Annotated in this window: 15 protein-coding genes; 14 read left to right on the top strand and 1 reads right to left on the bottom strand. The window is 44.3% G+C overall.

Going from position 1 to position 14691, the window contains the following annotated elements; all coding sequences use genetic code 11:
* Positions 1–101: 101 nt before the first annotated feature.
* The 9 genes from def to spoVM all read left to right on the top strand — a co-directional run bounded on the left by def (position 102) and on the right by spoVM (position 8225).
* Positions 102–623 (top strand): peptide deformylase, encoded by a 522-nt coding sequence (gene def / locus MKZ11_RS21825; RefSeq protein ID WP_340796447.1) that lies wholly within the window; start codon positions 102–104, stop codon positions 621–623.
* Positions 620–1561 carry a methionyl-tRNA formyltransferase gene (fmt, locus tag MKZ11_RS21820; protein WP_340796446.1) on the top strand — a complete coding sequence of 314 codons (942 nt, stop codon included), beginning with the start codon at positions 620–622 and terminating at the stop codon, positions 1559–1561. Before def ends, fmt begins: the two co-directional genes overlap by 4 nt.
* Positions 1558–2925, top strand: a complete 1368-nt coding sequence (gene rsmB / locus MKZ11_RS21815) for a 16S rRNA (cytosine(967)-C(5))-methyltransferase RsmB (RefSeq protein ID WP_340796445.1) — start codon at positions 1558–1560, stop codon at positions 2923–2925. Before fmt ends, rsmB begins: the two co-directional genes overlap by 4 nt.
* A 160-nt stretch (positions 2926–3085) precedes the next feature.
* A complete protein-coding gene (locus MKZ11_RS21810; protein WP_340796444.1) occupies positions 3086–3844 on the top strand; it encodes a Stp1/IreP family PP2C-type Ser/Thr phosphatase in 759 nt (252 codons plus the stop codon).
* Entirely contained in the window at positions 3841–5847 is a 2007-nt protein-coding gene (pknB, locus tag MKZ11_RS21805) for a Stk1 family PASTA domain-containing Ser/Thr kinase (RefSeq protein ID WP_340796443.1), read from the top strand. Before MKZ11_RS21810 ends, pknB begins: the two co-directional genes overlap by 4 nt.
* 13 nt (positions 5848–5860) lie before the next feature.
* Positions 5861–6754, top strand: coding sequence for a ribosome small subunit-dependent GTPase A (gene rsgA, locus MKZ11_RS21800; RefSeq protein WP_340796442.1), 894 nt, complete (start codon positions 5861–5863; stop codon positions 6752–6754).
* Positions 6747–7415 (top strand): ribulose-phosphate 3-epimerase, encoded by a 669-nt coding sequence (rpe, locus tag MKZ11_RS21795; protein WP_340796441.1) that lies wholly within the window; start codon positions 6747–6749, stop codon positions 7413–7415. Before rsgA ends, rpe begins: the two co-directional genes overlap by 8 nt.
* Positions 7412–8065, top strand: coding sequence for a thiamine diphosphokinase (locus MKZ11_RS21790; protein WP_340796440.1), 654 nt, complete (start codon positions 7412–7414; stop codon positions 8063–8065). The genes rpe and MKZ11_RS21790 overlap by 4 nt, the downstream gene beginning before the upstream one ends.
* 13 nt (positions 8066–8078) lie before the next feature.
* Positions 8079–8225 (top strand): stage V sporulation protein SpoVM, encoded by a 147-nt coding sequence (gene spoVM / locus MKZ11_RS25120; RefSeq protein ID WP_445327013.1) that lies wholly within the window; start codon positions 8079–8081, stop codon positions 8223–8225.
* Positions 8226–8296: 71 nt separating this feature from the next.
* Here spoVM and rpmB read toward each other — a convergent pair whose 3' ends face one another.
* Positions 8297–8485: a 50S ribosomal protein L28 gene (gene rpmB, locus MKZ11_RS21785; protein ID WP_179391360.1), complete on the bottom strand. Its 189-nt coding sequence runs from the start codon at positions 8483–8485 to the stop codon at positions 8297–8299.
* A 383-nt stretch (positions 8486–8868) separates the two neighbouring features.
* Here rpmB and MKZ11_RS21780 point away from each other — a divergent pair, with 383 nt between their 5' ends.
* The 5 genes from MKZ11_RS21780 to recG all read left to right on the top strand — a co-directional run bounded on the left by MKZ11_RS21780 (position 8869) and on the right by recG (position 14683).
* Positions 8869–9231, top strand: coding sequence for an Asp23/Gls24 family envelope stress response protein (locus MKZ11_RS21780; RefSeq protein ID WP_340796439.1), 363 nt, complete (start codon positions 8869–8871; stop codon positions 9229–9231).
* Between the two features lie 18 nt (positions 9232–9249).
* Positions 9250–10917 carry a DAK2 domain-containing protein gene (locus MKZ11_RS21775; RefSeq protein WP_340796438.1) on the top strand — a complete coding sequence of 556 codons (1668 nt, stop codon included), beginning with the start codon at positions 9250–9252 and terminating at the stop codon, positions 10915–10917.
* A 138-nt stretch (positions 10918–11055) separates the two neighbouring features.
* Positions 11056–11718 (top strand): L-serine ammonia-lyase, iron-sulfur-dependent subunit beta, encoded by a 663-nt coding sequence (gene sdaAB / locus MKZ11_RS21770; protein ID WP_340796437.1) that lies wholly within the window; start codon positions 11056–11058, stop codon positions 11716–11718.
* 27 nt (positions 11719–11745) lie between these two features.
* The gene (gene sdaAA, locus MKZ11_RS21765) at positions 11746–12654 is read left to right on the top strand and encodes an L-serine ammonia-lyase, iron-sulfur-dependent, subunit alpha (RefSeq protein WP_340796436.1); all 909 of its coding nucleotides are present in this window, start codon (positions 11746–11748) and stop codon (positions 12652–12654) included.
* The gene (gene recG, locus MKZ11_RS21760) at positions 12641–14683 is read left to right on the top strand and encodes an ATP-dependent DNA helicase RecG (RefSeq protein WP_340797083.1); all 2043 of its coding nucleotides are present in this window, start codon (positions 12641–12643) and stop codon (positions 14681–14683) included. Before sdaAA ends, recG begins: the two co-directional genes overlap by 14 nt.
* Positions 14684–14691: the final 8 nt, after the last annotated feature.

Raw genomic sequence — 14691 nt, 5'->3', positions numbered from 1 at the left:
CTAGGCGCTGGAGTCTAGACGTGGAATCTCCATGTCAGAGTCGATCCTCAGTCCGGGGCTTTAAAACATCTTAGATAACAAGACAGAAAAGAGGAATAGATTTGGCAATACGTGAAATTGTGAAGCATCCGGCTCCGGTACTTCAAAAACAATGTATAGAAGTAGTGAAATTTGATAAAAAACTTTCAAGGCTGTTAGATGATATGCACGATACAATGGTAGCGGCGGATGGCATAGGCCTTGCTGCGCCGCAAATTGGCGAGGCTGTACGTGTCGCCATCGTCGATATGGGTGAAGGACAAGATGTCATTGAGATGGTAAACCCGGTCGTGACAGCAACCGGAGGTTCCGAAGTAGAAGTGGAAGGCTGTCTCAGTTTTCCTGATTTGTTCGGCGAAGTTGAAAGACCATTCTTTGTCCGCATTGAAGCCCAGGAACGGGATGGTTCTCTTTACGAACTCGAAGCAGAAGATTATGAAGCACGGGCGATACTCCACGAAATTGATCATTTGAATGGTGTGTTATTCGATTCGAAAATTATCCGTGTTGTTGATCCGTCGGAGTTGGAAGAAACGGTTGAAGAAGAGGCAGTAGGTGAAAACGGCGGAGGTGAACTGCGATGACGAAGATTGTCTTTATGGGAACGCCTGAATTTTCAGTAGCAGTTCTAACGATGCTGCACGCTGAGGGGCATACAATCGCAGCGGTCGTCACTCAGCCGGACAGACCGGTTGGACGAAAACGTATTTTAACACCACCGCCCGTGAAAGTTGAAGCACTGCGGCTTGGCTTGCCGATTATTCAGCCTGAAAAGCTTACAGGTTCTGTTGAGCTTCAGGAAATCATCGCGCTCAAACCAGATTTAATCGTCACAGCGGCATTTGGCCAGATTTTACCGAAGGAACTGTTAGAAGTTCCCCGTCTTGGCTGCATTAACGTACATGCATCCTTACTGCCTAAATATCGCGGTGGTGCTCCGATTCATCAGGCAATCATGGACGGAGAAACAGAAACAGGCGTCACAATTATGTACATGGTCGAAAAACTCGATGCAGGCGATATTATCTCACAAGTAACTGTGCCCATTTCGGATACAGACCATACGGGGAGCATGTTTACCGCATTATCTGTGGCGGGGACTACTCTTCTTAAAGAGACACTGCCATCTATTTTAAATGAAACAAATGAGCGAATCGTTCAGGATGAAACGCTCGTGACATTTGCGCGCAACATTTCACGGGAACAAGAACGGATTGATTGGTCAGAGAGCGGAAAAGCTATTTATGATAAAATCCGGGGGCTCCATCCATGGCCGGTTGCATATACCGTATTCCAAGGTGAAAACGTAAAGATTTGGTGGAGTCAGAAAATCCCTACAACTGACAGTGCGTTACCAGGGACGATTATTGAAATAGAAAGTGATCGTATTATCGTGAAAGCGGGCGATACTATTGCTGTAGCATTAACGGATCTTCAACCAGCCGGAAAAAAACGGATGTCAGCGGATGAATTCATTCGCGGAACCGGATCTAAATGGAGTAAAGGGGACCGTTTCCAATGAATACTAGACCAAAAAAGAAAATATGGAACGGCAACGTCCGAGATGCGGCCCTTTCGATACTGATAGAAATAAATGACCATCAAGCCTATAGCAATCTATTGTTGCACAGAACAATTGAAAAGTATGGTATTGAAACGAAAGACCGAGGCTTATTAACGGAATTGACGTATGGTACGCTCCAACACCGTATGACACTTGATTATTATCTTGAGCCGTTTGTACGTGGTAAATTGGACGGCTGGGTGCGTGAACTTCTGCGGTTGTCGTTATATCAAATCGTTTATTTAACGAAAATCCCTCCGCACGCGGTGGTCCATGAGGCGGTTGAAATTGCGAAAAGACGCGGCCACAAGAGGATTGCACCAACTGTTAATGGCATTCTTCGTTCAGTATTGCGCAAAGGTGTCCGTTCACTCGATGAGATGCAAGATGGCAGTTTGAAAACATCTATCGAAACAAGTCATCCAGAATGGTTGATTAGGCGTTGGAACGAACAATTTGGCGAAGAAGAAGCGGCCGTCATGGCACATGAAAATAATCATCCAGCAGCAATGACTATCCGGGTCAATACAGCTAAAGCAACACCTGAGGAAGTTACTGCTTTACTTGAATCAGAAGGAATTGAAGTGAGAAAAGGCGAGGTAGTTCCAGAATGTATCATTTCTGAAAGCGGCAATCCTGCAAATACAGAAGCTTATAAAAAAGGACTTATCACTATACAAGATGAGAGCTCGATGCTTCCCGTCCTTGCCCTGAATTTGTCGCCAGGCATGAAAGTGCTTGATATGTGTGCCGCACCGGGTGGTAAAACGACTCATATCGCTGAAAAGATGCACGATAAGGGAGAAGTATTCGCACACGATTTGCACGAACATAAATTGAAGCTTATTGAAGCGAATGCGAATAGACTAGGTCTATCGTCAATCAAAGCATTAAGTGGAGACAGCCGAAAATTAACGGAACAGTACGCTCTATCTTCATTTGATCGGATTCTAGTCGATGCTCCCTGCAGCGGCTTGGGGGTTATTCGGAGGAAACCTGAAATCAAATACAATAAAACACAAGCTGATTTCAATGCGTTGACCGCCATTCAATCGGATCTTCTTGACACGGCCCGTGAATTGATAAAACCGGACGGGGTTATCGTCTATAGCACATGTACAGTGGAGTATACCGAAAATCAGGGGATGGTTGAACGATTCCTGGAGCGCCATTCGGATATGGAGAAAATTCCTTTGACACAACTGACTGGCAAACCGAAGTTGGCGATTGAAAACGATACCCTTCAAGTGCTTCCGCAACACTTTGGAAGCGATGGATTTTTTGTTGCAGCTTTCCGGAAAATAGGTAAGTCGGCAGAATAACTATATAAATTGGATAAATGAATACCTCGATAAACTGAGCGCAGGCACTATTCGGTGTCAGTAACCGGACACTGGGCGGGAGGCATCCCCGAGCGCCGGAGTGAATTCAATGGGGTTCTTTATTTCAAAATATATAGATGCAAAAAAGGGGGAATGAACATTGCAATTTGAAGTCTTGACGGATATCGGCAGGAAAAGAACGGTCAACGAAGACAGTGCAGCTGTATACACGCTTCCGGGTGGCACCATGCTTGCTGTGATAGCAGATGGCATGGGCGGCCATCGCGGCGGAGATTTCGCCAGTTCGACTGCGGTCAGAGTAATCGGGGAGCAATTCATGGAACTCGATAGTTCAAAAATTGAAGACGAAGATAAATGGGCACAGTGGCTACAGGAAGCAGTCATTCATGTAAATGACATACTCTATAAACTTGCTAGTGAAAATGAGGAGTATAAAGGAATGGGAACGACGCTTGAGGCCGCTCTCATCCGTGGACGTTCTTGTCTTATTTCGCATACTGGAGATAGCCGTGTATACGTAATTGATGAACAAAGCGTGCGTCAAGTGACACGAGACCATTCCTATGTAAATGCACTTCTTGACAGCGGGGAAATTACGGAAGAAGAGGCTGCAGTGCATCCGCAGCGAAACTGGATTATGAAAGCAATTGGTTCGGAAAAAAAGATTGTACCGGATATTTATTCACTCGAGCTCGAAGATGGCATGTACATGCTTATTTGTACAGACGGTTTAAGTAATAAAGTCAATCAGCAATTGATGCATGAAATAGTCCTATCGGATTCCGTATTGCGTGAAAAGACGGAAGAACTTGTAGATTTGGCGAACAAAATGGGCGGAGAAGATAATATTTCCGTTATTCTAGTTGACTCGAGTGATGTGGAGGCGACTACTACATGATCGGATCTAGAATAGGTGGCCGTTATGAAATTGTAAAGAATATTGGCGACGGGGGCATGTCGAAAGTATATCTTGCGCATGATGTCATCTTGGACCGCGATGTTGCAATAAAAGTCCTTAATTATGATTTTGCAAATGAAGAGGCACTGAAAAGAAGATTTAAACGTGAAGCACTATCTGCAACAAGTCTTACGCACCCGCATATCGTCGATATATTCGATGTTGGCGAGGAGGATGAGTTGCATTACCTTGTGATGGAATATATTGAAGGACAAACCTTAAAAAAGTTCATCCAAGATAATGGGGCTTTAACACCCGAACTAGCTTTGCCGATCATGCAGCAGATTGTATCTGCAATTGCGAATGCTCATCATAACGGAATCGTCCATCGGGATGTTAAGCCTCAGAATATTTTAATGGATCCGGATGGGAATGTGAAAATCACTGACTTTGGCATTGCAATGGCACTCAGTGCAACTGCGCATACTAAAACAAATTCAGTCATTGGTACGGTTCATTACTTATCGCCCGAACAAGCACGCGGAGGAATGGCGACGAAAAAGTCTGATATCTATTCATTAGGCATCGTACTTTACGAATTACTGTCAGGTGAATTGCCATTTACAGCGGATACTGCAGTTGCAATTGCGTTAAAACACTTGCAGGAAGAAACGCCTTCAGTGAGAGAGGTATACCCTTCGATTCCGCAAAGTGTAGAAAATGTTATCTTAAAAGCCACTATGAAAGATGCTACATACCGATACGATTCGGCGGACGAAATGTATGATGATTTGCTAACTGTGTTATCACCAGAACGAGCTAATGAGAAGAAATTCGCCATTCTGTTCGATGATGATCGCACTCGAGCAATACCTGTCGTAAGTGAAACACCAAAATTCGATAGCGTTGAAGTAACGAAGAAAATCGAACCCGTTCGACTTGAACAACCACCAGCGCCTCCAAAAAAGCGGAAGAAGTGGCCGTTCATTATTGGGGGAATTGCCGGTGTAATTATACTGTTGCTACTTTTACTTCTTGTACCAGGCGTACTAGGGCCTAAAAAGGCTGTTATTCCTGAAGTGGCTGGAATGGAAGAAATGGAAGCTAAAGATGCGCTCGAAGAAAAAGGCTTCAAGACGGTTAAAAGTGAGGAACAGCAATCCGATGAAGTTGTAAAAGGGGAAGTCATCAAAACGATACCTGAGGCGGGTAAGAAACGGAGTGTCGACTCAGAAATCACCTTGTATATTAGTGCTGGGAAAGAATCGGTGAAACTTGCCGATTATACTGGCCGTGAAGTCACTAAAATTATCGAATTACTAGATGATGATGGGTTTAAGTCAATTGAATCTGAATATGAATTTTCTGAAATGGCAGAGGGGACAATTATTAGACAAGACCCGGAGGCAGGAGAAGTAATTCCTAGCGAAACGGATTTAGTCTTTACTGTGAGTAAAGGGGAAGACGTAAAAGAACTTGGCGATCTTTCAGGATATAATGCTGAACAGTTAGAGGACTATGAAAAATCGTCTGGATTCGAAATAAAGGTGACAAAAAGTGAGCATTCCGACACGGTATCAGAAGGGCTTGTTATTAGGCAAAGCCCGAGTAGGGGTGCAAAGATTAAACCAGGCGGAACAGTTGAAGTTGTCGTTTCAAAAGGGGCCGAGAAAAAGCCTGATAAGTTAATTGTTAAAAAGGTGACAATTGAGTATGTGCCTGATGTAGTTGAGCCTACTCCTGACTGGGAAGACGGCGACGAAGGAGAAGAGGACGACGAGTTTGACGGCGGCCAACAGATTGCTCCAGTTCCACAACGTATTCAAATTTTCGTTCAAGACAAAAATAGAACGATGGCGACGCCTGTTAAGGTGTTCACGATAACAGAAACGACGCAGCAAGAAATTTCACTTAACTTGGAAGAAGGACAAAGCGGAGCCTATAAAATTAAGCGTGATTCAATAACTATTATTGAAGAATCGGTTCATTACAGCGACGAATAGAAGGGGTGAAAGAATGCCAGAAGGACAAATTAGAAAAGCAATCAGCGGGTATTATTACGTGGAGAATAATGGAGAAATGATTCAATGCAGAGGACGTGGAGTTTTTAGAAATCGCGGGATCCATCCGCTTGTTGGAGATTTTGTAACTTATGTGCAGGTGGAAGACAACGATGCGACGGTAACTGAAGTACATGAGCGATTCAATGAACTTATTCGTCCGCCAATCTCAAATGTCCATCAAGCTCTACTGGTATTCTCCATTGTAGAACCGGCATTCAGCCTTTATCTACTGGACAGGTTTCTTGTTGTCGTCGAATCGTTCGACGTAAAACCAATTATCTGCCTAACAAAAAAAGATTTGGCGAACGAAGATGAATTGAAGATGGTGGCTGAATCCGCCGCGTATTATAAAAAAATCGGTTATGATGTAATCGAGACTTTTATTGACGACCCTAAACTGACTGACTTGTTGAACCCCTATTTTGAGGGGAAAACTACGGTTCTAGCGGGACAGTCGGGTGTTGGCAAATCAACATTGTTAAATACGGTATTGCCTGCGCTCGACTTAAAGACGGGCATAATCTCAGAAGCACTTGGACGTGGAAAACATACGACAAGGCATGTCGAGCTACTTGAGATGTCAGGTGGACTTGTTGCAGATACTCCAGGCTTTAGTTCGCTCGAATTCGATCATATTGAAAAAGAGGAACTATCCCGTTACTTTGTTGACATGGATGAAGTTGCGCCAAATTGTAAATTCCGTGGCTGTTTGCACTTGAAAGAGCCGAAGTGCGCAGTAAAAGAGATGGTGGAGACGGGAGAAATTCCACGTCACCGCTACGATCATTACTTGCAGTTCATGCAAGAAATACTTGACCGAAAGCCGAGGTATGATAAACATGATTAAAATTGCACCTTCGATTTTAGCGGCAGATTTTTCAAAGCTCGCCGAAGAAGTAAAAGAAGTAGAAGCAGCAGGAGCAGAACTAATCCATATCGACGTCATGGATGGACATTTCGTTCCGAACATTACAATGGGAGCGATTGTTGTCGAGGCACTTCGACCAGTAACGAAATTGCCACTGGATGTTCACTTAATGATTGAAAATCCAAACATGTATATTGAACAATTTGCTAAAGCGGGGGCAGATTATATTACGGTTCATGTTGAAGCATGTACCCATCTGCACCGCACTCTTCAGTTAATTAGATCGACAGGTGTAAAATCGGGTGTTGTTTTGAACCCGCATACACCAGTTGAAACGATTCTGCATGTCCTTGATGAAATTGACTTGGTGCTATTCATGACGGTCAATCCAGGATTCGGCGGTCAGAAGTTCATTCATTCTGTCGTGCCGAAAGTCAAACAACTTGCGGATATTATTCGTGAACGAGGACTTCCGATTGAAATTGAAATCGACGGTGGGATTAATGAAGAGACGATTATCCCTTGTGCCGAAGCGGGTGCTACAATTTTTGTCGCAGGATCAGCTATCTACAATGCACCTGATCGTGCGGAGGCATTACGTCGCATAAAAGCTGCTGGTGAAGGTGCTCTGGAGAAATGAAGTATGCTGTCGTCTGTGCGGGCGGACCTGCTTCGGAGATAGTTGACATGACGGAGTTCCATCATGAAGATACGGTGTTCATCGGAGCCGATAAAGGGTCGCTTCACTTGCTGCAAAGAGGCATCGTTCCCCGTGAGGCTGTGGGCGATTTTGATTCGGTTACGGAAAGTGAATATAATGAAATAGCTGCCAGGGTCCGAGTAATCGGTCGATTTCAATCAGAAAAAAATGAGACGGATACGGAATTAGCAGTAGATCGCGCACTTTCTTACCGTCCTGAACGTATCATTTTGACGGGAGTTACGGGAGGAAGGCTGGATCATATGGAATCCGCCCTTCATCTGCTTTACAGGCTTCAACTTGCTAACAAAAACATCGCATTTTCAATCCGTAATGCTACAAATGAGCTTTCGGTAGTCTTGCCAGGAAGTCATCAAGTGACAAGGGATGACCGTTTCCCATACATATCTTTTTTTCCATTCGGGGGGACCGTTTCAGGACTCAGCCTTACCGGTTTCAAATATGAAATGGTAGACGCGTTGCTTGAAACAGGGATGACGTTATTTACTAGTAATGAACTGGCTTCAGAAGTCTGTACTATCTCGTTCCATAAAGGCATATGCTTAATGGTAAGGAGTTCAGATTCCTGAAAGGAGTGGGGAATTGCGAGTTTATACTTTTACAATGCCGAAGTTTGTAAGTGGAGTTGTGCGAAAGTGCATGGTTGTTTTTCAGAAAGATGAATCGCCGAAAGCTACTGCAAGCACCAACAAGAATAAAAAAAGGAAAAAAGAAAAAACGCCGGGCTGAAGAAATTCAGCCCGGCGTTTTATTTCTTTATAGTTTAAGCACCAAGGCGCTTAAACTATAATTACAGTCCATTAAACACGTTGAACTTTACCTGATTTAAGAGCTCTTGCAGAGACCCATACACGTTTAGGTTTACCGTTAACGAGAATACGGACTTTTTGAAGGTTCGCACCCCATGAACGGCGAGTTGCGTTCAATGCGTGGGAGCGTGCATTGCCTGTACGGGCTTTGCGACCTGTAATAACACATTCTTTAGACATAATAGTACCTCCTTGCGAACGATGATTAAGTAACTTGATTCTTTATTCGCATACCATAATAATGTATCATATGAGGAAACGCGTTGCAACCTTTTTTGTGACATCTTTCAAGGTAAATGCCTTTACACGTTTTAACTTTATTCAGCAGAATTCTTCCGCACCTACAAGTGGAGTGGTAAATGCGAACGGTGCTTATCATTTCGCCGAGTCCAAATTGTTGCTGAATCGTAGAACTCTGGCTAAAATCGATCAGGCTCGAACTGTAATCTAGGCGCAATTACGCAAAGGCGTAATTGAAAGGTCTTAGAATTGCTTTCTTTTATTATTATAACAGGTATAGTACAATGGGGTAAGTGAAAAAAGGATGCTGGGGGGACGAAACCATGTCAATCGAAGTGAAGAACGAATACGGCAAAATCGATATAACAAATGATGTCATCACCCAAGTGGTTGGGGAAGCGGCAATCGAATGTTATGGAATTGTCGGAATGGCTTCAAGGCATCAGATCCGGGATGGCCTTACCGAAATCCTTGGAAAAGAAAATTTTGCGCGGGGAGTCATCGTCCGCAATATTGGTGATGATACGCATATCGATATGTACGTAATTGTTGGATATGGTACAAAAATATCGGAAGTCGCTTATCAAGTACAGTCAAAAGTGAAGTATACATTGAAAAAGACAGTCGGCATGACTGTAAAATCTGTTAATATTTTTGTCCAGGGAGTCCGAGTGACGAACCTGTAAGAGGAGGAAATAGTTTCTATGAAAACCATAGATGGTTTGAAATTTGCTGAAATGATAAAGTTGGGTGCCCATCATCTTTATCAAAATGCCGATTATGTCGATTCACTAAACGTTTTTCCTGTACCAGACGGTGATACCGGTACAAACATGAATTTATCGATGACTTCAGGTGCGAAAGAAACAGAAGAAAATGCCGTTGCTCACATTGGTCATACTGCACAAGCATTATCGAAAGGTTTGCTGATGGGGGCACGCGGTAATTCAGGCGTTATCCTTTCGCAGTTATTCCGCGGTTTCGGAAAAGCGATTGAAGACGAGGCAACAGTTGATGGTGTGAAATTCGCTGATGCATTGAAATATGGTGTTGAAACGGCTTATAAAGCTGTTATGAAGCCTGTCGAAGGAACAATTTTGACTGTTGCTAAAGATGCATCTAACATAGGCGTTAAAAAAGCTGAGTCGACGGATGACATTATTGAGGTCATGGAAGCGGTAGTACAAGAAGCAAAAGCATCACTTGAGCGTACACCAGACTTATTGGCGGTCTTGAAGGAAGTTGGGGTCGTTGATAGCGGTGGACAGGGTCTTGTTTATGTTTATGAGGGTTTCTTGGCTTCCTTGAAAGGTGAAGAACTGCCGGAAAGAACGATCGTCAAGTCAATGGACGATTTAGTGAGCGCGGAGCATCATCGCACTATCCAAGGGTTCATGAATACGGAAGATATCGAATTTGGTTATTGTACGGAATTCATGGTGAAGTTCGAAGAGGATAAACTGAAAATGAATCCTTATGACGAATCTGGTTTCCGGCAAGAATTGAGCCGCTTCGGTGATTCCCTTCTGGTCATTTCCGATGATGAAGTTGCCAAAGTACATATCCATACAGAAGAACCAGGAGACGCACTTAGTTACGGTCAAAGATTTGGTTCTCTTATAAAAATCAAAATTGAAAATATGCGTCAGCAACATCTTGAAATCGTCGGAGAAGATCATTCCGTACAAAACGCGACGAAAAAAGAAGCAGTTAAACATCCTTATGCGGTAGTAACAGTTGCAATGGGAGCTGGGATTTCCAACTTATTGAAAAGCGTTGGCGCCTCTGCTGTCATTGAAGGCGGGCAGACGATGAACCCGTCGACAGAAGATATTGTCAAGGCGATTGAAGAAGTCGGCGCAGAACGAGTTCTCATTTTACCGAATAATAAAAATATCATTATGGCTGCACAGCAAGCAGCCGAGATCGTTGGCATCGAAGCTGCTGTTGTCCCTACAAAAACAGTTCCTGAAGGACTTGCTGCCATACTTGCTTTCAACCCGGAAGCCGAAGTAAGTGTAAATGTCGCTGCGATGACGGAGGCAGCATCATTCGTAAAAACTGGACAAGTTACTCATGCGGTAAGAGACACGTCGATTGACGGCGTTGAAATCACAAAAGATGATTTTATGGGAATTTCAGGTGGTAAGATTGTCACATCTGCACCTTCACTGGAAAATGTCATGAAAACACTTTTGAATACACTTATCGATGCAGATGACGAAATCGTTACAATTATATATGGCGAAGATGTCAGTGAAGAAGAAGCATCTTCCATGGCAAGTTATGTTGAGAATAACTTCGATCACACCGAAGTAGAACTTTATAACGGAAAACAACCGTTGTATCCCTATATCATTTCAGTAGAATAAACAAGTAACGAGCAGTGCGTCTGTAGAAAGCCGCACTGCTTTTTACTTGCGTTGACGAGGAACAACATTTTTTGTCTTTAAAGCACATCTCATGTAAAATGAATACTAGTACGTGCTTATTAAAAGGGGGTAGTGTTTATGAAATTCAGATCAGTTTTCGATATTATTGGGCCAGTTATGATAGGTCCATCATCTTCACATACTGCCGGCGCTGCGAGAATAGGCCGTGTTGCACGGACACTTTTTGGCAGACAACCAGAATGGGCCCGCGTTCATCTTTATGGTTCTTTTGCAGAAACGTATAAAGGACACGGGACGGACGTTGCAATTATTGGAGGATTATTAGATTATGATACATTTGACGAACGCATTAAATCCGCATTTGCTGATGCTGAACGGCTTGGATTGACTTATGAATTTATCCCCGAAGAGGAAGAGGCGGTACATCCGAACACGGCCCGTCTTGTGATCGGCGACAGTGAGGGCGTTATGGAGCTGACTGGGATTTCTATAGGTGGTGGAACGATGGAAGTTGTGGAGCTTAATGGGTTTCCGTTAAGGTTATCGGGGCATTACCCGGCACTACTTATTGTTCATAATGACCGTTCAGGTGTTATTGCAAGCGTTTCCAACGCGATTGCAAAACTGAACATAAATATCGCACATATGGAAGTTGATCGAAAAGAAAAAGGGGACATGGCCCTTATGGTGATTGAGGTCGACCAAATGATCGATGACGCGCTTATTAATGAGCTAGAAGCATTGCCAAATGTAACGCAAGTTTCAACACTGGCAAACTAAAGGGCAATATATAGGAGGAAAACATAGATGGACGTTTTATTCAGTAATGTTAAAGAACTTGTTGCACTTGCCGAGTCGCAGAACAAACCTATCTCAGAAATCATGATTGAGCAAGAAGTACTGCTGACAAAACGCTCTAGGGAAGAAATCATCGCACAGATGGATAACAACTTGACCGTGATGGAAAAAGCAGTCGAAAGAGGATTGGAGGGAGTGCATTCGGCATCGGGACTTACGGGTGGCGATGCAGTTCTTATTCAAAACTATATGGCGACAGGGAAATCCCTCTGCGGAGATGTAGTCATGGATGCCGTCAGTAAAGCAGTCGCTACGAATGAAGTGAACGCGGCAATGGGAACGATTTGCGCGACACCGACAGCCGGTGCAGCAGGTATCGTGCCAGGTACTCTATTTGCGGTGAAAAACAAATTGAATCCTACACGTGAGCAGATGATTAATTATCTGTTTACCTCAGGAGCCTTTGGTTTTGTTGTTGCGAATAATGCGTCGATATCAGGAGCTGCAGGCGGATGCCAAGCAGAAACAGGATCAGCCGGTTCTATGGCTGCGGCGGCAATTGTTGAAATGGCAGGCGGAACTCCGCAACAGAGTGCAGAGGCATTTTCCATCGTCATGAAAAACATGCTTGGTCTTGTCTGTGATCCAGTTGCCGGTCTTGTTGAAGTGCCGTGTGTGAAAAGAAATGCCATGGGTGCGGCAAAAGCGCTTGTTGGCGCAGACATGGCACTGGCGGGTGTGGTCAGCCGTATCCCGACAGATGAAGTGATCGAAGCGATGCATAAAATAGGTAAGTCGATGCCTTCAGCACTACGGGAAACGGCCAAAGGCGGGTTGGCTGCTACGCCAACCGGAAAAGCGCTTGAAGCAAAAATCTTCGGTAAGGATAAGGTAGATAGTGACACTGTCAATTCATGATTCCGTCACGACAATAAAAGGAGTCGGGAAAGCAGCCGGTGAACAGCTTGAGGCACTTGGAATTTCAACGCTTCAAGACCTCTTCATGACGTTCCCGTATCGTCATGAGGATTTCAGATTAAAAGATTTGACTGAAACCCCGCATAATGAACGAGTTACAATTGAAGGAAGGGTAGAAAGTGAACCTTCCGTTCTTTTTCTAGGGAAAAATAGATCACGTTTACAAATCCGTCTTCTTGCCGGAAGGCATCTTGTGAAGGCGGTTTTTTTCAATCAACATTACTTGAAAGATCGTTTATCACTTGGGACGGTTGTCACAGTTACCGGGAAATGGGACCGAGGCAGACAAGTCATCAATGTGAGCAACTTTAAGGACGGTCCGAAAACGGACCAAGCCGATTTTGAACCTGTATACAGTTTGAAAGGTGTAATGCATCAGAAGACATTTCGGCGCTTCATGCGGAGTGCATTAGATGCGGCTATCGGCCAGCATATAGAATCTCTTCCTGCTGACATTCGCGAAGTCTATCGATTGCCTGGAATCGAAAATGGTCTCGAAATGATTCATTTTCCGACAAGTCCTGAAGATGTAAAACATGCGAGAAGACGCTTTGTCTATGAGGAACTTCTCATGTTTCAGCTGAAAATGCTTGGGATGAAAAAAGCGCGTAAAGAAGCAGAGAAAGGTGTAGCGATCGACTATGACCTTTCAAAGGTGAAGACTTTCATTACGGCATTGCCATTCGAATTGACAGGGGCTCAAAAGCGGGTTGTCAATGAATTGTGTGCGGAACTGAAAAGTTCGACTCGGATGAACCGCCTCCTTCAAGGGGATGTCGGTTCGGGTAAGACGGTTGTTGCGGCAATTGCTTTGTATGCAGCTATTACGGCAGGGTTTCAGGGTGCTCTTATGGCGCCAACAGAAATTCTAGCTGAACAACATGCCGTCACGCTTGCGGAATGGCTTGAACCGCATGGTATTAGCGTTGCTTTCCTTGCAGGCTCGACAAAGGCGAAGGCGAGAAGGGATTTGCTTGAAAAACTTGCGTCAGGTGAAGTGGATTTGCTTATCGGTACGCACGCCCTCATTCAGCCTGATGTCATCTTCAAAAATCCTGGATTAGTCATTACGGATGAACAGCATCGATTCGGTGTCGAACAACGTCGTGTTTTAAGGGATAAAGGGTTGAATCCCGATGTCCTATTCATGACCGCAACTCCGATTCCGCGGACGCTTGCCATCACCGCATTTGGCGAGATGGATGTCTCCATACTCGATGAATTGCCGGCAGGCAGGAAACTCATCGAAACACATTGGTTGAAAGAGGATTCCCTCCTTCCCGTTTTGCGGAAGATGGAAAAGGAATTAAGTGCAGGGCGTCAGGCATATGTTATTTGTCCATTAATCGAGGAGTCAGACAAATTGGATGTTCAGAACGCGGTGGATGTCCATAGTCAGCTTTCCACTCATTTTAGTGGCGAGTATACAGTGGGTCTCATGCACGGCCGTCTTCATTCGGACGATAAAGATGCCATTATGCGTGACTTCAGCGAGGGTAAAATCGATATTCTCGTTTCAACAACCGTTGTTGAAGTTGGCGTCAACGTACCAAATGCGACTTTCATGTTAATTTATGACGCGACGCGATTTGGACTAGCTCAGCTTCATCAGCTAAGAGGGCGTGTAGGGCGGGGAGCTGAGCAATCGTATTGCGTCTTGCTTGCTGATCCGAAGACAGAAGAAGGTAAAGAGCGTATGCAGACGATGACTGAAACGAATGACGGGTTTGTTTTGGCAGAAAAGGATCTTGAATTAAGAGGCGCAGGCGACTTTTTCGGGAAAAAGCAAAGCGGGATGCCGGAGTTTAAAGTGGCGGATCCTGTTCATGATTACAGGGCGCTTGAAACGGCAAGGAAAGATGCAGAAAGATTGTTGGAATCCCGTCATTTCTGGGAGGATCCCGAATACGGTATTCTGAGGTCGCATCTTGAACATTCCGGTGCGCTTAGTGGTGATAGGATTGATTGAGGCCTACA

The sequence above is a fragment of the Sporosarcina sp. FSL K6-1508 genome (genome assembly GCF_038007465.1).
GTDB lineage: Bacteria > Bacillota > Bacilli > Bacillales_A > Planococcaceae > Sporosarcina > Sporosarcina psychrophila_B.
The sequence above is the reverse complement of the archived record's forward strand: the minus strand, read 5'-3'. Positions and strand labels throughout refer to the sequence as shown.

What these genes read in the sequence shown, in the direction of transcription:
- fmt (WP_340796446.1), top strand. Translation starts at nt 620, where the DNA reads ATGACGAAGATTGTCTTTATGGGAACGCCTGAATTTTCAGTAGCAGTT.
- rsmB (WP_340796445.1), top strand. Translation starts at nt 1,558, where the DNA reads ATGAATACTAGACCAAAAAAGAAAATATGGAACGGCAACGTCCGAGAT.
- pknB (WP_340796443.1), top strand. Translation starts at nt 3,841, where the DNA reads ATGATCGGATCTAGAATAGGTGGCCGTTATGAAATTGTAAAGAATATT.
- rsgA (WP_340796442.1), top strand. Translation starts at nt 5,861, where the DNA reads ATGCCAGAAGGACAAATTAGAAAAGCAATCAGCGGGTATTATTACGTG.
- rpe (WP_340796441.1), top strand. Translation starts at nt 6,747, where the DNA reads ATGATTAAAATTGCACCTTCGATTTTAGCGGCAGATTTTTCAAAGCTC.
- MKZ11_RS21790 (WP_340796440.1), top strand. Translation starts at nt 7,412, where the DNA reads ATGAAGTATGCTGTCGTCTGTGCGGGCGGACCTGCTTCGGAGATAGTT.
- rpmB (WP_179391360.1), bottom strand. Translation starts at nt 8,485, where the DNA reads ATGTCTAAAGAATGTGTTATTACAGGTCGCAAAGCCCGTACAGGCAAT.
- MKZ11_RS21780 (WP_340796439.1), top strand. Translation starts at nt 8,869, where the DNA reads ATGTCAATCGAAGTGAAGAACGAATACGGCAAAATCGATATAACAAAT.
- MKZ11_RS21775 (WP_340796438.1), top strand. Translation starts at nt 9,250, where the DNA reads ATGAAAACCATAGATGGTTTGAAATTTGCTGAAATGATAAAGTTGGGT.
- sdaAB (WP_340796437.1), top strand. Translation starts at nt 11,056, where the DNA reads ATGAAATTCAGATCAGTTTTCGATATTATTGGGCCAGTTATGATAGGT.
- sdaAA (WP_340796436.1), top strand. Translation starts at nt 11,746, where the DNA reads ATGGACGTTTTATTCAGTAATGTTAAAGAACTTGTTGCACTTGCCGAG.